Origin of the sequence: Thioclava sp. GXIMD2076 (assembly GCF_037949795.1) — a bacterium.
GTDB classification, from domain to species: domain Bacteria; phylum Pseudomonadota; class Alphaproteobacteria; order Rhodobacterales; family Rhodobacteraceae; genus Thioclava; species Thioclava kandeliae.
The window spans coordinates 204314-221650 of record NZ_CP149933.1 but is presented as its reverse complement, the minus strand read 5'-3'; the positions used below and the strand labels follow the sequence as shown (position 1 = coordinate 221650).

The window sequence follows — 17337 nt, the reverse complement described above, 5'->3', positions numbered from 1 at the left end:
GATACTTGTTGCCTAGACCTCCACACGAGGCCGGTCAACGGTATTTAGGGCAAAAAGGCTTAAGACCAGTAAAGATATGAGCATAGCTGCTATGACGGGCCAGTCTCCGGTCCGGGCATAAAGGGTTTCCGGCAGGGCCTGCGGCACCGGGAGATCCAGATGGCCTTGCGTGTTCATCCCGATCCTTGCCACCAAACGGCCGTATGGGTCGATCATCCCCGAAATGCCGGTATTGGCGGCGCGGGCCACCGGCAGGCCGAATTCGATGGCGCGCATCTGCGACAGGCTCAGGTGCTGGCGCGGGCCGGAGAGCTGGCCGAACCATGCGTCATTGGTGACCTGCATGATCCAGTCGGGCCGCGAGGGCGCGCGGCGGATATCTTGCGGGAAGACCGCCTCGTAGCAGATCAGCGGCTGGACCTTGCCTGCCATCCCCAAATCGAGCACCGTCTCGGCTGTTCCCGCCGAGTAGCCATTGCCTTGCTGTGCGGCAAAGGCGCCGATCCCGATCCTGCCCAAGGCATCCCCGAAGGGGATATATTCGCCGAACGGCACCAGATGGACCTTGTCATAAAGCGCCGTGACCTGCGCGTCTTTATCGAGCACTGCCAGAGAGTTATAATAGCGATCTCCCTCGCTGCGCTGGATGCCCAGAGCAATCGGCACGCCCCGACCCGATTGCGCGATCACATCGAGCCCGTCCCCCGCCCAGTTGAGCAGGAAGGGCACCGAGGTCTCGGGCCAGATGATCAGATCGAGCGGCGTTTTGGCAGGCGCTGCCGACTGGTCCAGCAGGCGTTTGAAGAACATGTCACGATATTGCGGCAGCCATTTCAGCTTCTGCTCGGCATTGGGCTGGACGATACGGATCTCGACAGGTTTGTCCGGATAGGCCACGGGCACGGCCAGCCGCGCCTGTCCCCAGAGCCAGATCCCCGCGCCCCCTGCCCACAGGACCACCCCCGCCACAAGGGCGCGTTTGCCGGTAAAGGCCAGAGTGACCGCCAGAAGCAGGGTCAGACAGCTGAGCCCTAGCTGGCCGGTGACCGAGGCCAGCTGCGCCACCGGTGTGCCGATCCAGATATGACCGAAAAGCACCCAGGGGAAACCGGTAAAGGCATAGCTGCGGATGGCATCGGTCAGAACGAGCCCCAGCGCGATACCGAGCGCACGCGTTACAGGCCCGCGCCCCAGACGCGCGCCAAGCCCCGCCCCCGCGGCCCAGAACGCGCCAAAGCCCGCGCCCATCAGCAGGAGCGCAAAAGGCGCCATCCAGCCGTAGATCTCGGGTTCAACAAAGAACGGTTCGGTGATCCAGTACATCGACACAAAGGTATGCCCCATACCCGCCATGAAGGCGCACCATGCGATATGGGCGGGACGCAGAGCCGAAGTGAAGCGGATGAAGAGCCCCAGCGCGAGGATCGCCACGGGCCAGAGGCTGACGGGCACCTGTCCCAGACCGATTGCGCCCCCCGCCAGAAGCGAGAGGCCCAAAACTTTCCAGACCAGTCGGGTCGGAGATTTCAAGAAACCGGGAATACGCAAGAAATCCTGACCTTACCTGACGCTCTTAACGTAGTCTTACTCTGCCGGAGCGACCCCGGGCAAGCGTACTCGCAGACGTTTGATCCGCCGAGGATCGGCATCGAGCACCTCGAATTCGATCCCGTTCTCGGCCACGATCACCTCGCCGCGCGCGGGGACACGTCCGATCTGCATAAAGACCACCCCCCCCACAGAGTCGATCTCGTGTTCCTCTTCGGGATCTGCGAGCATGTGCCCGATCTCGGCTTCGAAATCGCTCAGCGGTGCACGGGCCAGCACGACCCACTGGCCGGGCTTTTCCTGCCGCCAAAGACCACCCTCGACCTCGTCATGCTCGTCCTCGATCTCGCCGATGACCTGCTCGATGAGGTCTTCCAACGTCAGAAGACCATCGACCCCGCCATATTCATCAATGACGAGAGCCATGTGGATGCGCTGCACCTGCATCTTCTGCAAGAGCACGCCGATCGGCATCGATGGCGGCACATAAAGCAGCGGACGCATGAGATCCTGCATCACGAGCTGGTCCGGCTTGTGGTCGTTGAACCCGTATTGTAGCGCAAGATCCTTGAGGTGGATCAGGCCGAGCGGCTGATCCAGAGTCTCGTGGAAAACCGGCAAACGGGAATATCCGTGTTCACGGAAGACATCGACCAGTTCAGCGGGCGAGATATCGTCCGGAACCGCCACGATTTCCACCTTCGGAATGGAAATCTCGCCCACTCGCATGCGGCGGAGATTGCCCAAGCCCGGTGGGGCGTTCGGCGAGCTCGGCTCGGGGTCTTCGTTGGCCGGGTCTTCCACCCCGCCATTGGTCCCGAATAAGCGTCCAAGAAATCCCCGCGATCGGGGTTCGGAATTGTCTCCCGCTTCCTCTTCGGAAGCCGGGCTCTCGGCGGAGAGAGCTCCGTCAGCAGCCTGTCCCATTTGTCCTTTCCAGCGTTACACCGCGCAAGGCGGCCTCAATAGTCATATGGGTTCGCGATACCCTGCTTTTCAAGGATGCGGATTTCCAACGCCTCCATCAAGCCTGCATCGCCGTCCCTTACGTGATCGTAGCCCAAAAGATGCAAGATCCCGTGAATAATTAAATGGAGAATATGATCCTTGGCGGATTTTTGCTGTTCTGTGGCCTCGCGGATGCAGGTTTCGTAGGCAAGGGCCAGATCGCCAAGCGTGATCGCCCCGAACATATCGGGCTCGGGCAGCGCGGGCACCTCGCCATCTTCCTCCGCGCCACGCTCCTCGGCAGGCCAGCTGAGCACGTTGGTGGCCTTGTCCTTCTCGCGGAATTCGGCGTTCAGTTCCCGGATCCGCGCATCATCACAGCCCAACACCGACAGCTCGCACAGATCGGCCTCCAGTCCCAATGCCTCGCAGACCAGCGCCCCTGCCGTCTTGCACAGCGCCTCAAGCTCCAGGTCCGCCCAGCGGGAATCGTCAATATCAATATCGATCTGCATGTTCGATCGCTACAATGCGGCCTGCCCAGCGGCAAGGGATTTCGGCAGTGACCGCAGTTCCGGCCGATATGGCGGGCGCCAGACAACCGGGCTCAGGCACTTTCACGCCGCACGATCCGGAATCCCAGATCGTTACAGGGCGCAGCGACCTCCTCGTCGCGTAGCCGCGCCAGAAGCGCATCCGCAGCGACCCGCCCCAATGCAGGCCGATCCACACGCACTGTCGTGAGTGAAGGCACGAGATGTTCTGCGAAATCCTGATCGCCAAAGCCCATCACAGCCAGATCCTCGGGAACTTTCAATCCACGCTTGCGTGCCTCGATCATCACCCCATGCGCCAGCATGTCAGACGAACAGGCGATGAGCCCGCCTTCGAAGCCATGCTCGTCGATCAGCCTGCGCAGGGAATCCCGCCCGCCGGCCAAGGATGCGGTGGCGGCCCATGTGACCGAGGGCACGTCCTGTCCGGTCAACTCGGCATAGCGCTTGGAAAAGGCCGCGCGACGGCGTTGGGCGCGCTCGTCATTGGCAGAGACCGTCGCGACCCTGTCATAGCCTTCCTGCACCGCGAATTCGGCCATAGCGCGTCCGGCCTCGCTATGGCTGAAGCCCACGCAGAGATCGATCGGCGTATCGGTCAGATCCCAGACCTCCACCACCGGAATATCGGCGCTCAGGAGCATTTTGCGGGTCTGGGGGGTATGATGTATGCCGGTCAGATAGATCGCATCGGGACGGCGCGACAGGTGGGTGGCCACCAGCTTCTCCTCGTCCTGAGCCGAGAAACCGGTCTCGGACAGCAGGATCTCGTATCCCTGTTCGCGCATGATCTGGCTGAAACCCTGCACCATCGCGGCATGCACGACATTGGTGATCGAGGGCACGATGGCCGAGATCAGATGCGATTTTTGCGAGGCCAGCGCACCAGCGACGGCATTGGGCACAAAGCCCGTCATCTCGATCGCCTCGCGGATGCGTGCCATCGTCTCGGGCGACACTTTCGACGGGTCCGAGAGTGCACGCGACACGGTCACTTGCGAGACCCCCGCCAGCTTGCCGATGGTGGTCATGGTCACGCGCGCCCCGGATTTCCGACCCGCGGCGCGCTTTTTTACTGTGTCAGGCTCTTTATCCATACCGGCTATATTCCTACGCGGAGAAGAGCGCTGCAATGGGGATCAGTGATCCTTGTTCTCGAGTTCGGCTTTCTTCTTGGCAGCGGAGCGGTTGAGCCACACCGAGCCTGCAATCGAGCCGATAATCATCAACCAGAGCACAACCGCAATCGGGCTTTTGGTGAAGAAGATCGTCACATCGCCAAAGCTCTCGAGCGTCTTGACGAAATAGACCTCTGCCGACGGACCGAGGATGAAGCCGATGATGAACGGAGCCACCTCCAGTTTGAGCCGGGACATCAGCCAGCCGAAGATGCCGAAGATCAGCAGCGTCCAGACGTCGAACATGATGCCGTAATTGATGGTATAGGCGCCCACCACGCACATCATGAGGATGATCGGGAACAGGATATGTTTCGGGATCATCACGACTTTTGCAAAATAGCGGATCGCAAAATACATCATCACGAACATCGCGATATTGGCAATGAGCATTGCCCAGATGATCGCATCCCATGTCTGGGGGTTGTTGCCGATAAAGAGCGGCCCGACCTGAATGCCCTGCAGCGTGAAGGCACCGATCAGCAGCGCGGTCGTGCTGTCACCGGGGATCCCGAGCGACAGGAGCGGCACCAGAGCCCCGCCGGTGAGGCCGTTATTACCCGATTCGGAAGCGATCACGCCCGCAGGCTCGCCCTTGCCGAAACGCTCTGGATGCTTCGAGAAGGTCTTGGCGTTGGAATAACTCAGGATCGAGGCCGCAGATCCGCCGACACCGGGAAGAATGCCAACGAAAGTCCCGATACTTCCCGACCGGATCAGATTGACCCACTGACCATTGAACACCTTGAGCGAGAACCGCTCGCGCTTGCCTACATCGACATTGCTGCCCTTGAGGCCCGGCGGCACACCGATCTGCGCCTCCTCGAGGATCGCTGCCAGACCGAACAGCCCGATCAGCACGGGCAGGAGCGAGAAGCCGTCCTGAAGCCAGTATTCTGTGCCCGGCGGGATCAGGCGCCAGTGGCCATTGCCACCATTGGTCACGTCATAGGTGCCGATCAACGAGATGAAGATGCCCAGAACGCCCGAGAAGATGCCCATCAGCATATCCGAGCTGAGCGCGGCCATCACGGTCAGCGCGAAGAAGATGATCAGGAACTTCTCGACATAGGAGAATTTGATCGCGAAATTCGCAAGTGTCGGGGCGAAGAAGTTGAGGATCACAAGCGAGACGAGACCGCCCACCAGCGAAGCGCAGATCCCGATCTTCAGCGCTTTTTCCGCATGTCCCTGCTGGGCCATCGGATAACCGTCGAGCGTTGTCGTAATCGAGGAAGGTGTGCCGGGGATGCCAAGTAGGATGGCAGGCACCAGACCGCCCGAAATACCCCCCACATAGAGCCCCAGAAGGAGCGCCATACCGTTATTGAGGCCGAGCGAATAGGTGATCGGCAGGCAGACGGCCACCGCCATGGTTGCCGTCATACCGGGGATGGACCCGAAGATGATCCCCACAAACACGCCGCCCAGGATCAGCAGGACGAAGAGCGGGGTAAGAAACTGGAATATATCCGACATTTATGCCTCCAGAACTCAGGGCAGCGTCAGGAAGAAGAGATTGGTGAAAAGCCACCAGACGATGGTCGGGGCCAGCACGGCCACGATCAGCACGGGGATCATGGGGCGCAGCGAACGGTCATGCATGAACAACAGACCGGTAAGCGCGACATAGGGGATCGAACAGAGCAGGAAGCCAAGCCCCGTATTCGGCCACAGATTTCCCACCGGAACCATGGTCGAGAAATAGATCACCGTCAGGACAATCGTGCCCAAAAAGCGGAACTTGTCCATCGAGCAGGCGATCCGGCGCCAGTAGGTTCCCGACGCCAGAATGGCCTTGTGATCACGGATCACGATCGCCAGCCCCAGAAGGCCGAGAATGATCCCGATGAGCGTCGGAAAGATCAGATGCGATGTTTCGAAGTTGATTTTGACATGTGTCAGGTCGCCCATGAGAACCTCCTAATCCCGATAGCCTGTCGCCTGCGCGACCAGTGCCCAAGCGACACGAAAGGAACCGGACCCCTCCATGAAGGATCCGGTCGATGCAGCACGGAAAGGCTCAGTTCGAGATGTCGTTGATGACTTTACCGTAAAGCTCGCGCTTCTTCTCGAGTTCTTCACGCGCTTGCGCGGAGGGCTTGAAATCGGGGATGAAGAAGGCTTCGGTTTCTTTCTTCTGCAGCTCGCCCTCGTCGTAGATCTCCTTGAGCGCCGCATCGATGGCATCGATCATCGCCGGATCGGTGTCTTTGTTGTAAATGAAGAAGAACTCCTTGTCGAAGATGAAGTCCTCGTTCTCGTTGAGCGGCACATGCGTCTGGGGCGAGGCATATTTGAGCATGTCGTCACGGGTCAGCTTGCCCATCCCTTCTTCGGGCGCCTGCGCCAGCGTGTCGGGCGCGGAGGTCAGCCAGATGAAGCGCATGGCTTTCTGGTCATCGGCGGGCAGCTGGGTGAACTGCTCGTTCGACTGGATCGAGCCATTGATCACATCCGCAAGACCATCCCACATTGCCTGATTCTTGTCCGACTGCGAACCCGTGTTGACCGCGACGATATTATCGCCCGCGCCCGCCTTCATCACATTGGCTGCGTTCTTCATAGCCGAGAAGCCCAGCTCGGATACACCACCCGGCTGGATCGCCACACGGATACGGGTGCCATCGACGGCCGCTTTCAGGATATCATCCATGCTCTGATAGGGCGAATTCTTCGCCACGAGATAGGCGTTGGCGGGGTTGATCGCCACGGTCGGGCCGATAGCGAAATGGGTGAAGGGATTGACGAACCCCTGACCTTTATAAAGCTCTCCCAGATAGGCGAAGTCGTGGAACATCATGATGGTAGTGCCACGCTTGTCGCGCTCCAGCGCCTTGAAGGCCGCCGTTGCGCCTACGGCGTCAACCTTGACGTTCACACCCAGCTTTTCTGACAGGGCATCCGCGACCATTGCCGAGATCTGATAGGTATCGCCGCCCGTCGATTTCGAGCCGATCACCATGCGGATATTCTTCGGCAGGTTCTGCGCCGATGCGATGATCGGCTGGGTCAGCAGGGCCGTCGCGCTCAGCGCGCCGATCATCAGTCTGCGTGTCAGTTTCATATAATCCTCCCAGACCGCGTCATGGCGGCCCTCTCCGGTTTGATCTTTTCCAGTTGGGCGACCTGCCGGTCTCCTCAGGCGGCAGGTTCGAGCGTATGTATACGCATACATATAGCTTCATCATATTTCCCCCCATCCTGTCAAGCATCTGAATCCAGCAATCTATCCGTCAATAAATTATCGCCCAATTTGATTGACATCGTCAAATGTATGCGCATACATAACCTCAAATAGGAGGATTGGAGGATACTCATGTCGACTCGCAAGAAGTCACCGGATGACCTACGTTCGTCGCGCTGGTTCGGGCCGGACGATCTGCGCAGCTTTGGCCACCGTTCGCGGATGATGCAGCTGGGCTACTCGGAGGAGGAGTTTCGCGGCAAGCCCATCATCGGCATTCTGAACACCTGGTCCGAGCTGAATTCCTGCCACTCGCATTTCAAGGAACGCGTGGTGGATGTGAAACGCGGCGTGCTGCAGGCGGGCGGGTTCCCCGTCGAGATGCCCTCGCTCTCGGTGGACGAATCGTTCAACAAACCGACCTCGATGCTCTATCGCAACCTTCTGGCTATCGAGACCGAGGAGCAGATCCGCGCGCATCCGCTTGATGGCGTCGTGCTGATGGGCGGCTGTGATAAAACCACGCCCGGCCTCGTGATGGGCGCCATCACCGCAGGTGTGCCGATGATCTATCTGCCCGCCGGCCCCATGCTGCGCGGCAATTACGCGGGCAAGATCCTGGGCTCCGGTTCGGATGCATGGAAATACTGGGACGAGCGCCGCGCCGGCAATATCTCGGATCAGGAATGGCTCGGCATTCAGGGTGGCATCGCGCGCTCGGCCGGGACCTGCATGACCATGGGCACCGCCTCGACCATGACGGCGATCACCGATGCGATGGGCCTCACCCTGCCCGGCGCCTCTTCCATTCCGGCGGTCGATTCCAATCACCAGCGCATGGGGGCCGATTGTGGGCGCCGCATCGTGGACATGGTCTGGGAAGACCTGACGCCCGACCAGATCATCACCGAAGGGTCCGTGCGCAACGCAGCCATCATCGCAATGGCCACCGGCTGCTCGACCAATGCCGTGGTGCACCTGATCGCGATGGCGCGCCGCGCGGGCGTCGATCTGACGCTCGACGATCTGGATGCGCTGGGGCGGAACACGCCGCTCATCGCCAATGTCCGCCCCTCGGGCAAGGACTATCTGATGGAAGATTTCTTCTATGCCGGCGGTCTGCGCGCCTTGATGAAACAGATGGAGGACCGTCTCGACTGCTCGGCCATGACCGTCACCGGCAAGACGATGGGCGAGAATCTCGAGGGCGCGCAGGTCTATAATGACGATGTGATCCGTCCGCTGTCGAACCCCGTCTACAAAGAAGGCTCGCTGGCCGTCCTGCGCGGCAATCTCTGCCCCGATGGTGCGGTGATCAAGCCCGCGGCCTGCGATCCGAAATATTATCATCATGAAGGTCCGGCGCTGGTCTTCGACAGCTACCCCGAAATGAAGAAAGCCGTCGATGACGAGAACCTCGAGGTGACCCCCGACACGGTCATGGTGCTGCGCAATGCAGGCCCTCTGGGCGGACCGGGCTTCCCCGAATGGGGCATGCTGCCGATCCCCAAGGCGCTGATCAAACAGGGCCACCGCGATATGCTGCGGATCTCGGATGCGCGGATGTCGGGCACCTCCTATGGCGCCTGCGTGCTGCATGTGGCGCCCGAATCCTATGTCGGCGGTCCGTTGGCGCTGCTGAAGACCGGCGATATCGTGCGGATGGATCTGGAGAACCGCCGCCTCGATATGCTGGTGGACGAGGAAGAGATCGCCCGTCGCCGTGCCGAATGGACCCCGCCCGCTCCCCGCTACGAGCGCGGTTATGGCTATATGTTCTCCAAACATGTGACCCAGGCCGATAAGGGCTGCGATTTCGACTATCTGCAACGCGATTTCGGTGCCACCGCGCCCGAGCCGGATATCTTCTGAGGAGTCACCCATGAAACACGATCTGGACAAAGCTCTGGGCGGGATCTCGGGGATTCTCGTGACCCCCTACGATGACAAGGGCGACATCGCGCCCGCCAAACTTGAACCGATACTCGATCGGGCGCTGGAGGCAGGTGTGCACATGCCGGTCGTCAACGGCAATACCGGCGAGTTCTACGCGCTGACCACCGACGAGGCCTGCACCATGGTGGCCGAGGTATCCCAGCTGATCGGCGACCGCGCACCGCTTCTGGCGGGCGTGGGGCGCGGGATCAAGGATGCCTGCCGTCTGGCCGAAGCCTCCGCCAAGGCAGGCGCCTCGGCGCTGATGGTGCACCAGCCGCCAGACCCGTTCGTCTCGCCACGCGGCACGGTGGACTATGTGCGTCAGGTCTCGGAGGCCTCGGGCGGGCTTCCCCTGATGCTCTATCTGCGCAATGATGCGATCGGCACCGATGGCATCAAGGCGCTGTGCGACCTGCCGGGCGTGAAGGGTGTGAAATGGGCCACGCCCAACCCGATGAAGATGGCCGCGGCCATCGAGGCCTGCGATCCGTCGATCACATGGGTCTGCGGTTTGGCCGAAGTCTGGGCACCGCCGCTCTATGCGCTCGGGGCCCGCGGCTTCACCTCCGGGCTCATCAATATCTGGCCCGAGCGCTCGATGGCGATCCATGCCGCTTTGGAGGCAGGCGATTACCCCAAGGCCAATGCGCTGATCAACGAGATGAAGCCCTTCGAGGACATCCGTGCCGAAGAACTGAACGGGACCAATGTCACGGGCGTGAAGGCGGCGCTGCAGGCTCTGGGGCGCGATTGCGGCCCGACCCGCGCGCCCTCCGCATGGCCCCTGACCGAGACACAACAGGCCAAGATGCGTGGCTTCCTCAACGCCAACGGCCTTCTTTAACTCTAGCCACCAAAGGAGAATTCCAATGGACGGACAAGCAGTCTTCAAACCCCATGGCCGCCACCTGATCGCGGGCGAGTGGGTCGCCACCGAAAACACTTTCACTTCCGAGCCGGCCCACGGCCCTGCGCATGAGTTCAGCACCGGCACCGTCGAGCTGGTCGATCAGGCCTGCAAAGCCGCCGAAGAGGCGTTCTGGACCTATGCCTATCTGACCCGCGAGGAGCGCGCCACGTTCCTCGACACCATCGCCGACGAGATCAATGCACGCGGTGATGCGGTTACCGAGATCGGCACGCAGGAAACCGGGCTGCCCGCAGGCCGCCTCGAGGGCGAGCGGGGCCGGACCACTGGCCAGCTGAAGATGTTTGCCGAGCATATCCGCAAGGGCGACTATCTCGATATCCGCCACGATAAGGCCCTGCCCGACCGCCAGCCGCTGCCGCGCCCCGATCTGCGCCTGATCCAGCGTCCGATCGGTCCGGTGGCCGTCTTCGGCGCCTCGAACTTCCCGCTGGCATTCTCGACCGCAGGTGGGGACACTGCCGCGGCACTGGCCGCAGGCTGCCCCGTCGTGGTCAAGGGCCACTCGGCGCATCCGGGCACCGGCGAGATCATCGCAGAGGCGATCCTAGCCGCCGTCGAGAAATGTGGCCTGCCCAAGGGCGTCTTCAGCCTGATCCAGGGCGGCAACCGTCAGGTGGGCTCGGCGCTGGTGCAGCATCCCGACATCAAGGCCGTGGGCTTCACCGGCTCGCTTGGTGGGGGCCGTGCGCTCTTTGACCTCTGCGCCCAACGTCCCGAGCCGATCCCCTTCTTCGGCGAGCTGGGCTCGGTCAACCCGATGTTCGTCCTGCCCGAGGCCGCAAAAGCCCGTGGCGAGGCGATCGGCACCGGCTGGGCGGGCTCGCTCACCATGGGCGCGGGCCAGTTCTGCACCAATCCCGGTATTGCCGTGGTGGAAAAGGGCGCTGATGGCGATGCGTTTGTCGCCGCTGCCGTCAAGGCGCTGAAGGAAGTCGGCCCGCAGATCATGCTGACCGAAGGCATCGCCAAAGCCTATCGCGATGGCCAGTCGCGCTTCGAGGGCCGCAATGCCGTGCGTCCGCTGGTCGAGAACGAGAATGCGGGCCGCGAAGCCAAGCCCCTTCTCTTCGAGACCGATGCCGAGACCTATCTGCAGGATCACGCGCTTGGCGAAGAGGTCTTCGGGCCGCTGGGTCTGGTGGTGCGCGTGGATAGCGCCGAGGAGATGCTGGGCCTTGCCCGCGGCTTCGAGGGGCAACTGACCGCGACCATGCAGCTTGATGCGGGCGATGCCACCCTCGGCCGCCGTCTGCTGCCGATCCTCGAGCGCAAGGCGGGCCGTGTCATGGCGAACGGCTTCCCGACCGGCGTCGAGGTCTGCGATGCGATGGTCCATGGCGGCCCCTATCCGGCCTCGACCAATTTCGGCGCAACCTCGGTGGGCACGATGTCGATCCGCCGCTTCCTGCGCCCTGTCTGCTTCCAGAACATCCCCGAGGGCGTCCTGCCCGAAGATCTGGACCTCTGAGATCTCTTGCGGGGCGGCGTAGAGGAGGAGCCACGCCGCCCCGCACCATCATCCGAACCTGAGGAGGAGCAAGGATGACCCACCCTACCCGTAGAACGGCCCTGACCGGAGGCCTGAGCCTTGCGGCAACGCTGATGACAAGCCGCGCATTTGCCGGCGACTGGAGCCCGTCGCTGCGTTATCCGGATCCGGCAGTCGAGATCCTCGACCCCGAATTTTCCAAATACCGTATTTTCAATTCGTCCGTCGAACGTCTGGCGACCGGCTTCGGCTGGATGGAAGGCCCCGTCTGGGTGGCTGACGGGCGCTATCTTCTGGTCAGCGATATTCCCAATAACCGACTGATCCGCTGGGACGAGGTCACCGGGCAGGCCTCGACATTCCGTCAGCCTTCCGGCTGGTCGAATGGCAATGCGCGCGATCTCGAAGGACGGCTGATCACCTGCGAAGGCGGTATGCGTCGCGTGACCCGCACCGAGCATGACGGCACGATCACAGTTCTGGCAGACAGTTACGAGGGCAAGAAACTCAATTCGCCCAATGATCTGGCCGTGAGCGCCGATGGCAGTGTCTGGTTTACCGACCCGCCGTTCCAGATCTCGAATTACTACGAGGGCGAGAAGGCCGAGCAGGAACAACCCCATCACGGCGTCTACCGGATTGCGCCCGACGGCTCCCTCAGCCTCGCACTCTCCGATCTGCAGGGCCCCAACGGCATCACCTTCGCGCCGGGAGGCACGGTTGTCTATATCGTCGAGGGCCGTGCCAAGCCGGATCGTCTTGTCTGGGCCTATGACCTTCAGGACGGAACGCTTGCAAACAAGCGGCTCCATATCACCGCACCCACCGCAGGGGCGCTGGATGGCATCGCCTGTGACGAGGATGGAAACCTGTGGTGCGGCTGGGGCAGCACCGGAGGCGAGGGTGGCAATTCGGAAGCACAGGACGGGGTGATGGTCTTCAACCCCTCAGGCAAGCCCATCGGCCATATCCACCTGCCCGAACGCTGCGCCAATCTCTGTTTCGGCGGCACATACGGCAACCGCCTGTTCATGGCCTCGAGCCATTCGATCTACGCCGTCTACGTGAATACACGGTCGGCCCAACCGCTTTAAGCATCTTCCGGAAAGGAACCCAATCATGAAAGAAGAAACCCGTGAGAAACTGATGGGCGTCTCGGTGGCCACCCTTGCCACGGCGCTTTTCAAGCGCGGCCTGCGCAATCAGGTCATCCAGGGCGTGCATCCGGTCGGCTGGAAGGGCAAGAACATGGTGGGGCCCGCCTTCACCCTGCGCTACATGCCCGCGCGCGAGGACCGCAACCCGATCACCTGCTTCCGCAACGCCGATCACCCGCAGCGCGTCGCCATCGAAAGCTGCCCTCCCGGATCGGTTCTGGTGATGGATAGCCGCAAGCAGGCCGCTGCAGCCTCGGCCGGTGACATCCTGATCACCCGCCTGATGATGCGCGGTGGCGTCGGCGTAGTCACCGATGGCGGCTTCCGTGACGCGGCCACGATCGCGGATCTCGAGATCGCGGCCTATCACACCCGCCCCTCGAGCCCGACCAACCTCACCAATAACGAGGCAATCGGCATCAACGAGCCGATCGGCTGCGGCGATGCGCCGGTCTTCCCGGGCGACATCATCGTGGGTGATGCGGATTGCGTCATCGTGATCCCCGCAGATATCGCCGACGAGATTGCCGATGAGGCCGTCGAGATGACCGCCTATGAGGATTTCGTGGTCGAGCGTGTGAAAGAGGGCGAGACGATCATCGGTCTCTATCCCTGCACCAAGGATCAGCATCAGGCCGATTTCAAGGTCTGGCGCGAGAAGAACGGTCGCTAAAACGCCCCTTACGTTTTAGTGCCTTAGCCCCCCTGCATCTCCTTGGATGTAGGGGGGTGTCTTTGTTTTACAGGGTAAAATCGCGGACATGGTCGGGCATTTCCACCCCCTCGCGGTTGCGCGGGTCAGGGATCGGCTCCCCCACCTGGATATGGACCGGAATGACACCCGCCCAGATCGGCAGATCGTAATCGGCCTCCTCGTCGACCGGAGCGCCGGTGCGGATCTTGGCGCTGGCCTCGGTAATCTCCATCCCCAGAACCATGGTGGCTTTCAGATCCTGCGCATGGTCGGGGCGCAGGATGTCATAGCGTCCGGGGAAGAGGCTGTTGACGAAATTGCCCAGCTTGCGGTGTTTCTCGGTATCATCCTCGACCTTGAAGGCGCGGCCATAAAGCGTGACCGAGCGCGAGTTGACCGAATGGTGCATGCCCGAGCGCGCCATTACGAACCCGTCCAGAATGGCCACATTGAGACAGACCTCCATATCGCGCGAATTTTTCAGCGCCCGCGAAGCCGCAGAGCCGTGCCAATAGATATGGTTGCCCTCGCGCCATTGGAGCGTGGGCGTCACAAACGGCTTGCCGTCGATCACATAGCCCACCGAACACATCGGCTGCGCATCGAGGATGGCATTGACCGTCTCGCGGTCGAAATGCCCGCGGGTATGGCTGCGCCGCAGGCGGGTGCGGTCGGTGACGGGGAGGGTCTCTGACATGGTATTGGTCCAACCTGCTACTTGCACCAGTCCTTCTCGCCGCCTATTGGTTATAGATAAATGACCAATTCAGACAATTCACACCAGTCCAATTTGCAGCGCGACCTGTTCGGGCTGAGCCTTGATGCCGCCGCCCGCGACACGCTTCAGAGCCAGCTTATGGACGGGCTGCGGCGCAAGGTGTTGGGCTCTGCGCAATATTGCGGGCTCAGGCTGCCTGCCAGCCGTGTGCTGGCGGCCGAGCTGTCGGTCTCGCGGATGACGGTGCAGATGGTCTATGACCAGCTGGTGGCCGAAGGCTATCTGGTGACACGGCGCGGTGCGGGAACCTTTGTGGCGCAGGATCTGCCGCATCTGGCGCGCGTCGAGGTGCCCGCGCCGCCACAGCCTCCCGCACCCCGTGCATGGCCTCCTTTCCAGACCTCGCTCCCCGATCTGTCGCTGATGCCCCATACGCAATGGGCGCGCCATCTGGACCAATCCTGGCGCAACCCCGAGCCCGCCCTTCTGGCGCGGCCCGATCCGTTCGGCTGGTTTCCCCTGCGCGCGGCGATTGCCGATCATCTGGGCGCATGGCGCCAGCTCGCCTGCCGCCCCGAACAGGTGGTGATCACCTCGGGCGCGCGCGAGGCTTTCGAGATCATCTTCCGCGGGCTCCTGCCCGAGGAAACCTGCGCCGCCATAGAAGACCCCGGTTGGCCGCGGATGCGCCATGCGCTCATCGCCGCCGGCAGCCGCCCCCTGCCCTGCCGCATTGATGCCGAGGGCTTCGACAGCCGCCTGATCCCGCCGCAGGCCCGCGCGGTCATCGTGACCCCCTCGCGCCATTACCCGACGGGGCGCAGCCTCGGCCTGCCGCGCAGGATGGCCCTTCTGGACTGGGCTCAGCGCAGTGGCGGGCTGGTCATCGAGGATGATTACGACAGCGAGTTCCGCTATCGGGGCCAGCCCCTGCCCACGCTGGCGGGGCTGGATGGCAAAAGGGTGGTCTATCTGGGTAGCTTCTCGAAACTCCTCAACGCGCAGATGCGGCTGGGCTATATGGTCCTGCCGGAGGCGCGGGTGCCCGAGGCCCGCGCCCATCTGGGCCGTCTTGGCGCACAGGCCTCGCTCACGCCGCAACCCGCGCTGGCACGGCTGATGCAATCGGGCGAGTTCGGTGCCCATCTGCGGCGGATGCGCAGGGTCTATGCCCGTAGGCAGGCGCATCTTCTGGCCGCGCTGGCTCCGGTGGCCGATCTTGTGGAACTGGCCCTCGATATGGGTGGAATGCATCTATGTGTGCCCCTGAAACCGGCATTGGCCAAGGTCGTAACCGACCGCGCGATCTGCGCCGAGGCCACCGGCCAAGGCCTGGCAATCGGCGCGCTGTCCACGCATTGCCAGCTGCCTGATCCTCTTTCAGGATTGCTTCTGGGCTATGCCGGCTTCGATGAGGACACCCTGTCGGAGGCCGCAATCCGTCTGGGCCATATCCTTCGGGCAGCCTCTCTCAACGGCTTGTGACCTGCACGTCCTTTCCGTGCGCGCCCACACCCTTATCTACTCTCCCGAACATGAAGAAGGGGTTCAGGATGGATCTGCACGGATATACCCGAGGCGCGGAAGTGATCAAGGTCGCAGGCGATAGCCCGAGGATCGAAATGACTTCGGGCATACACTATGCGCAGATCAAACATGCCAGAGGCTTCCGCCAGTTGCGGATGTCGGTCATCCGCGAGGCTGAGGCCCGAAACCGCCCCGCCATTCTCTATTTTCCGGGCGGTGGCTTCACCAGCGCCGATCACGACAAATATTTGCAGATGCGTATGGCGCTGGCGCAGGCTGGCTTCGTGGTGGCAGCGGCAGAATACCGCACTGTGCCCGATGTTTTTCCGGCTCAGGCCGAGGATGCGAAAGCCGCGATCCGCTTCCTGCGCGCCCATGCCGAGACGTTCGGGATCGATCCCTCCCGCATCGGCGTGATGGGCGACAGTGCGGGCGGCTATATGGCGCAGCTGGCCGCGACCGTGACCGGCGCGGAGTATGAACGCGGCGACTATCTCGACCAGCCCTCGGACGTGCAGGCTGCCGTCACGCTTTACGGGATCTCGGACCTGTCGGATATCGGCGCGGGACTGCCGCCAGAGGCGGCCGCAAGCCATGCCTCGCCCGCGGTGACGGAGGCGCTGATCGTCAATGGCCCCGCTTTCGGCCCGTCACTCGGTGCCACCGTGCACGACACCCCCGAAAAGACCCGCGCGGCCAGCCCCATCGGTCATGTCGGCCCCCATTCCCCGCCCTTTCTGATCCTGCATGGAAGCGCCGACCGGCTGGTCTCGCCCGAACAGAGCGCCAAGCTCTACCGTGCGCTCGGATCGCACGGGGTCGCGGCGCACTATCTTCTGGTCGAAGGCGCGGGGCATGGCGACAGCCCCTGGTATCAGCCGGACATCATCGCCCGCGTCACGCGGTTCTTCTGCGAGACATTGCGGCGCGGGGATTAATCCCTGAGGTGGCTGGTTGGCAGGGCCGTGGTATATTTCACCTGGTCGAGCGCGAAGCTCGACCGGATATTCGCGACACCGGGGATCTGGGTGAGGAAATTCATCACCAGATCCTGATAGCGGAAGAGATCCTCCACCACGACCCGCAGCATGAAATCCTCCGAACCGGTCATCAGGTAGCACTCCATGATCTCGGGCCGGTCGCGGATCGCATCGGTGAAGGTCTTCAGCGTCTTCTTCTCCTGCTTCTCCAGCGTCACATGCACGAAGACATTGACCATCAGCCCGAGGCTGACCGGATCGACCAGCGCCACCGAGCCACGGATCACGCCTTTCTCGCGCATCTCCGCCACCCGCCGCCAGCAGGGCGAGGCCGATAGATGGGCGCGCTCGGCCAGCTCGGCATTGCTGAGTTCGCTATCTTGCTGCAGCGCATCTAGAATGCGCAGGCTGGCCTGGTCCAGATCGGCGGGTTTCCGGTTCAACTTTTCTCTCACTGGCGCAATTCGGGTCAGATTTACCGATAGCAT

At 62.2% G+C, this 17337-nt stretch carries 16 protein-coding genes; 7 read left to right on the top strand and 9 right to left on the bottom strand.

Annotated features, from left to right (window positions below):
* Positions 1-12 precede the first annotated feature (12 nt).
* The 7 genes from lnt to WDB91_RS14915 all read right to left on the bottom strand — a co-directional run bounded on the left by lnt (position 13) and on the right by WDB91_RS14915 (position 7295).
* The gene (gene lnt, locus WDB91_RS14945) at positions 13-1548 is read right to left on the bottom strand and encodes an apolipoprotein N-acyltransferase (protein WP_339114996.1); all 1536 of its coding nucleotides are present in this window, start codon (positions 1546-1548) and stop codon (positions 13-15) included.
* Positions 1549-1584: 36 nt separating this feature from the next.
* A complete protein-coding gene (locus tag WDB91_RS14940; protein WP_339114995.1) occupies positions 1585-2475 on the bottom strand; it encodes a hemolysin family protein in 891 nt (296 codons plus the stop codon).
* Positions 2476-2510: 35 nt separating this feature from the next.
* Positions 2511-3011: an rRNA maturation RNase YbeY gene (ybeY, locus tag WDB91_RS14935; protein ID WP_339114994.1), complete on the bottom strand. Its 501-nt coding sequence runs from the start codon at positions 3009-3011 to the stop codon at positions 2511-2513.
* Between the two features lie 92 nt (positions 3012-3103).
* A complete protein-coding gene (locus WDB91_RS14930) occupies positions 3104-4147 on the bottom strand; it encodes a LacI family DNA-binding transcriptional regulator (protein WP_339114993.1) in 1044 nt (347 codons plus the stop codon).
* A 42-nt stretch (positions 4148-4189) separates the two neighbouring features.
* Positions 4190-5707: a tripartite tricarboxylate transporter permease gene (locus WDB91_RS14925; protein WP_339114992.1), complete on the bottom strand. Its 1518-nt coding sequence runs from the start codon at positions 5705-5707 to the stop codon at positions 4190-4192.
* A 15-nt stretch (positions 5708-5722) separates the two neighbouring features.
* Positions 5723-6142: a tripartite tricarboxylate transporter TctB family protein gene (locus WDB91_RS14920; protein ID WP_339114991.1), complete on the bottom strand. Its 420-nt coding sequence runs from the start codon at positions 6140-6142 to the stop codon at positions 5723-5725.
* A gap of 109 nt (positions 6143-6251) precedes the next feature.
* Complete coding sequence (locus WDB91_RS14915) at positions 6252-7295, bottom strand: hypothetical protein (RefSeq protein ID WP_339114990.1); 1044 nt, start codon at positions 7293-7295, stop codon at positions 6252-6254.
* Between the two features lie 252 nt (positions 7296-7547).
* Here WDB91_RS14915 and araD point away from each other — a divergent pair, with 252 nt between their 5' ends.
* The 5 genes from araD to WDB91_RS14890 all read left to right on the top strand — a co-directional run bounded on the left by araD (position 7548) and on the right by WDB91_RS14890 (position 13603).
* On the top strand, positions 7548-9287 hold the full coding sequence (gene araD, locus WDB91_RS14910) for an L-arabinonate dehydratase (RefSeq protein WP_339114989.1): 1740 nt from the start codon (positions 7548-7550) through the stop codon (positions 9285-9287).
* Between the two features lie 10 nt (positions 9288-9297).
* Complete coding sequence (locus WDB91_RS14905) at positions 9298-10197, top strand: dihydrodipicolinate synthase family protein (protein WP_339114988.1); 900 nt, start codon at positions 9298-9300, stop codon at positions 10195-10197.
* A gap of 25 nt (positions 10198-10222) precedes the next feature.
* Positions 10223-11752, top strand: a complete 1530-nt coding sequence (locus WDB91_RS14900) for an aldehyde dehydrogenase (NADP(+)) (RefSeq protein ID WP_339114987.1) — start codon at positions 10223-10225, stop codon at positions 11750-11752.
* Between the two features lie 74 nt (positions 11753-11826).
* Positions 11827-12867 (top strand): SMP-30/gluconolactonase/LRE family protein, encoded by a 1041-nt coding sequence (locus WDB91_RS14895; protein ID WP_339114986.1) that lies wholly within the window; start codon positions 11827-11829, stop codon positions 12865-12867.
* A 25-nt stretch (positions 12868-12892) separates the two neighbouring features.
* Positions 12893-13603 (top strand): ribonuclease activity regulator RraA, encoded by a 711-nt coding sequence (locus tag WDB91_RS14890; protein ID WP_339114985.1) that lies wholly within the window; start codon positions 12893-12895, stop codon positions 13601-13603.
* A 67-nt stretch (positions 13604-13670) separates the two neighbouring features.
* Here the strand turns inward: WDB91_RS14890 and WDB91_RS14885 are convergent, their stop codons facing one another.
* On the bottom strand, positions 13671-14321 hold the full coding sequence (locus WDB91_RS14885; RefSeq protein ID WP_339114984.1) for a pyridoxamine 5'-phosphate oxidase family protein: 651 nt from the start codon (positions 14319-14321) through the stop codon (positions 13671-13673).
* Between the two features lie 60 nt (positions 14322-14381).
* On the opposite strand from WDB91_RS14885, the gene WDB91_RS14880 reads away from it, so the two are divergent.
* On the top strand, positions 14382-15827 hold the full coding sequence (locus tag WDB91_RS14880; RefSeq protein WP_339114983.1) for a PLP-dependent aminotransferase family protein: 1446 nt from the start codon (positions 14382-14384) through the stop codon (positions 15825-15827).
* A gap of 68 nt (positions 15828-15895) precedes the next feature.
* Positions 15896-16807: an alpha/beta hydrolase gene (locus WDB91_RS14875; protein ID WP_339114982.1), complete on the top strand. Its 912-nt coding sequence runs from the start codon at positions 15896-15898 to the stop codon at positions 16805-16807.
* Here the strand turns inward: WDB91_RS14875 and WDB91_RS14870 are convergent.
* Complete coding sequence (locus tag WDB91_RS14870; RefSeq protein WP_339114981.1) at positions 16804-17292, bottom strand: Lrp/AsnC family transcriptional regulator; 489 nt, start codon at positions 17290-17292, stop codon at positions 16804-16806. The genes WDB91_RS14875 and WDB91_RS14870 overlap by 4 nt on opposite strands.
* Positions 17293-17337: the final 45 nt, after the last annotated feature.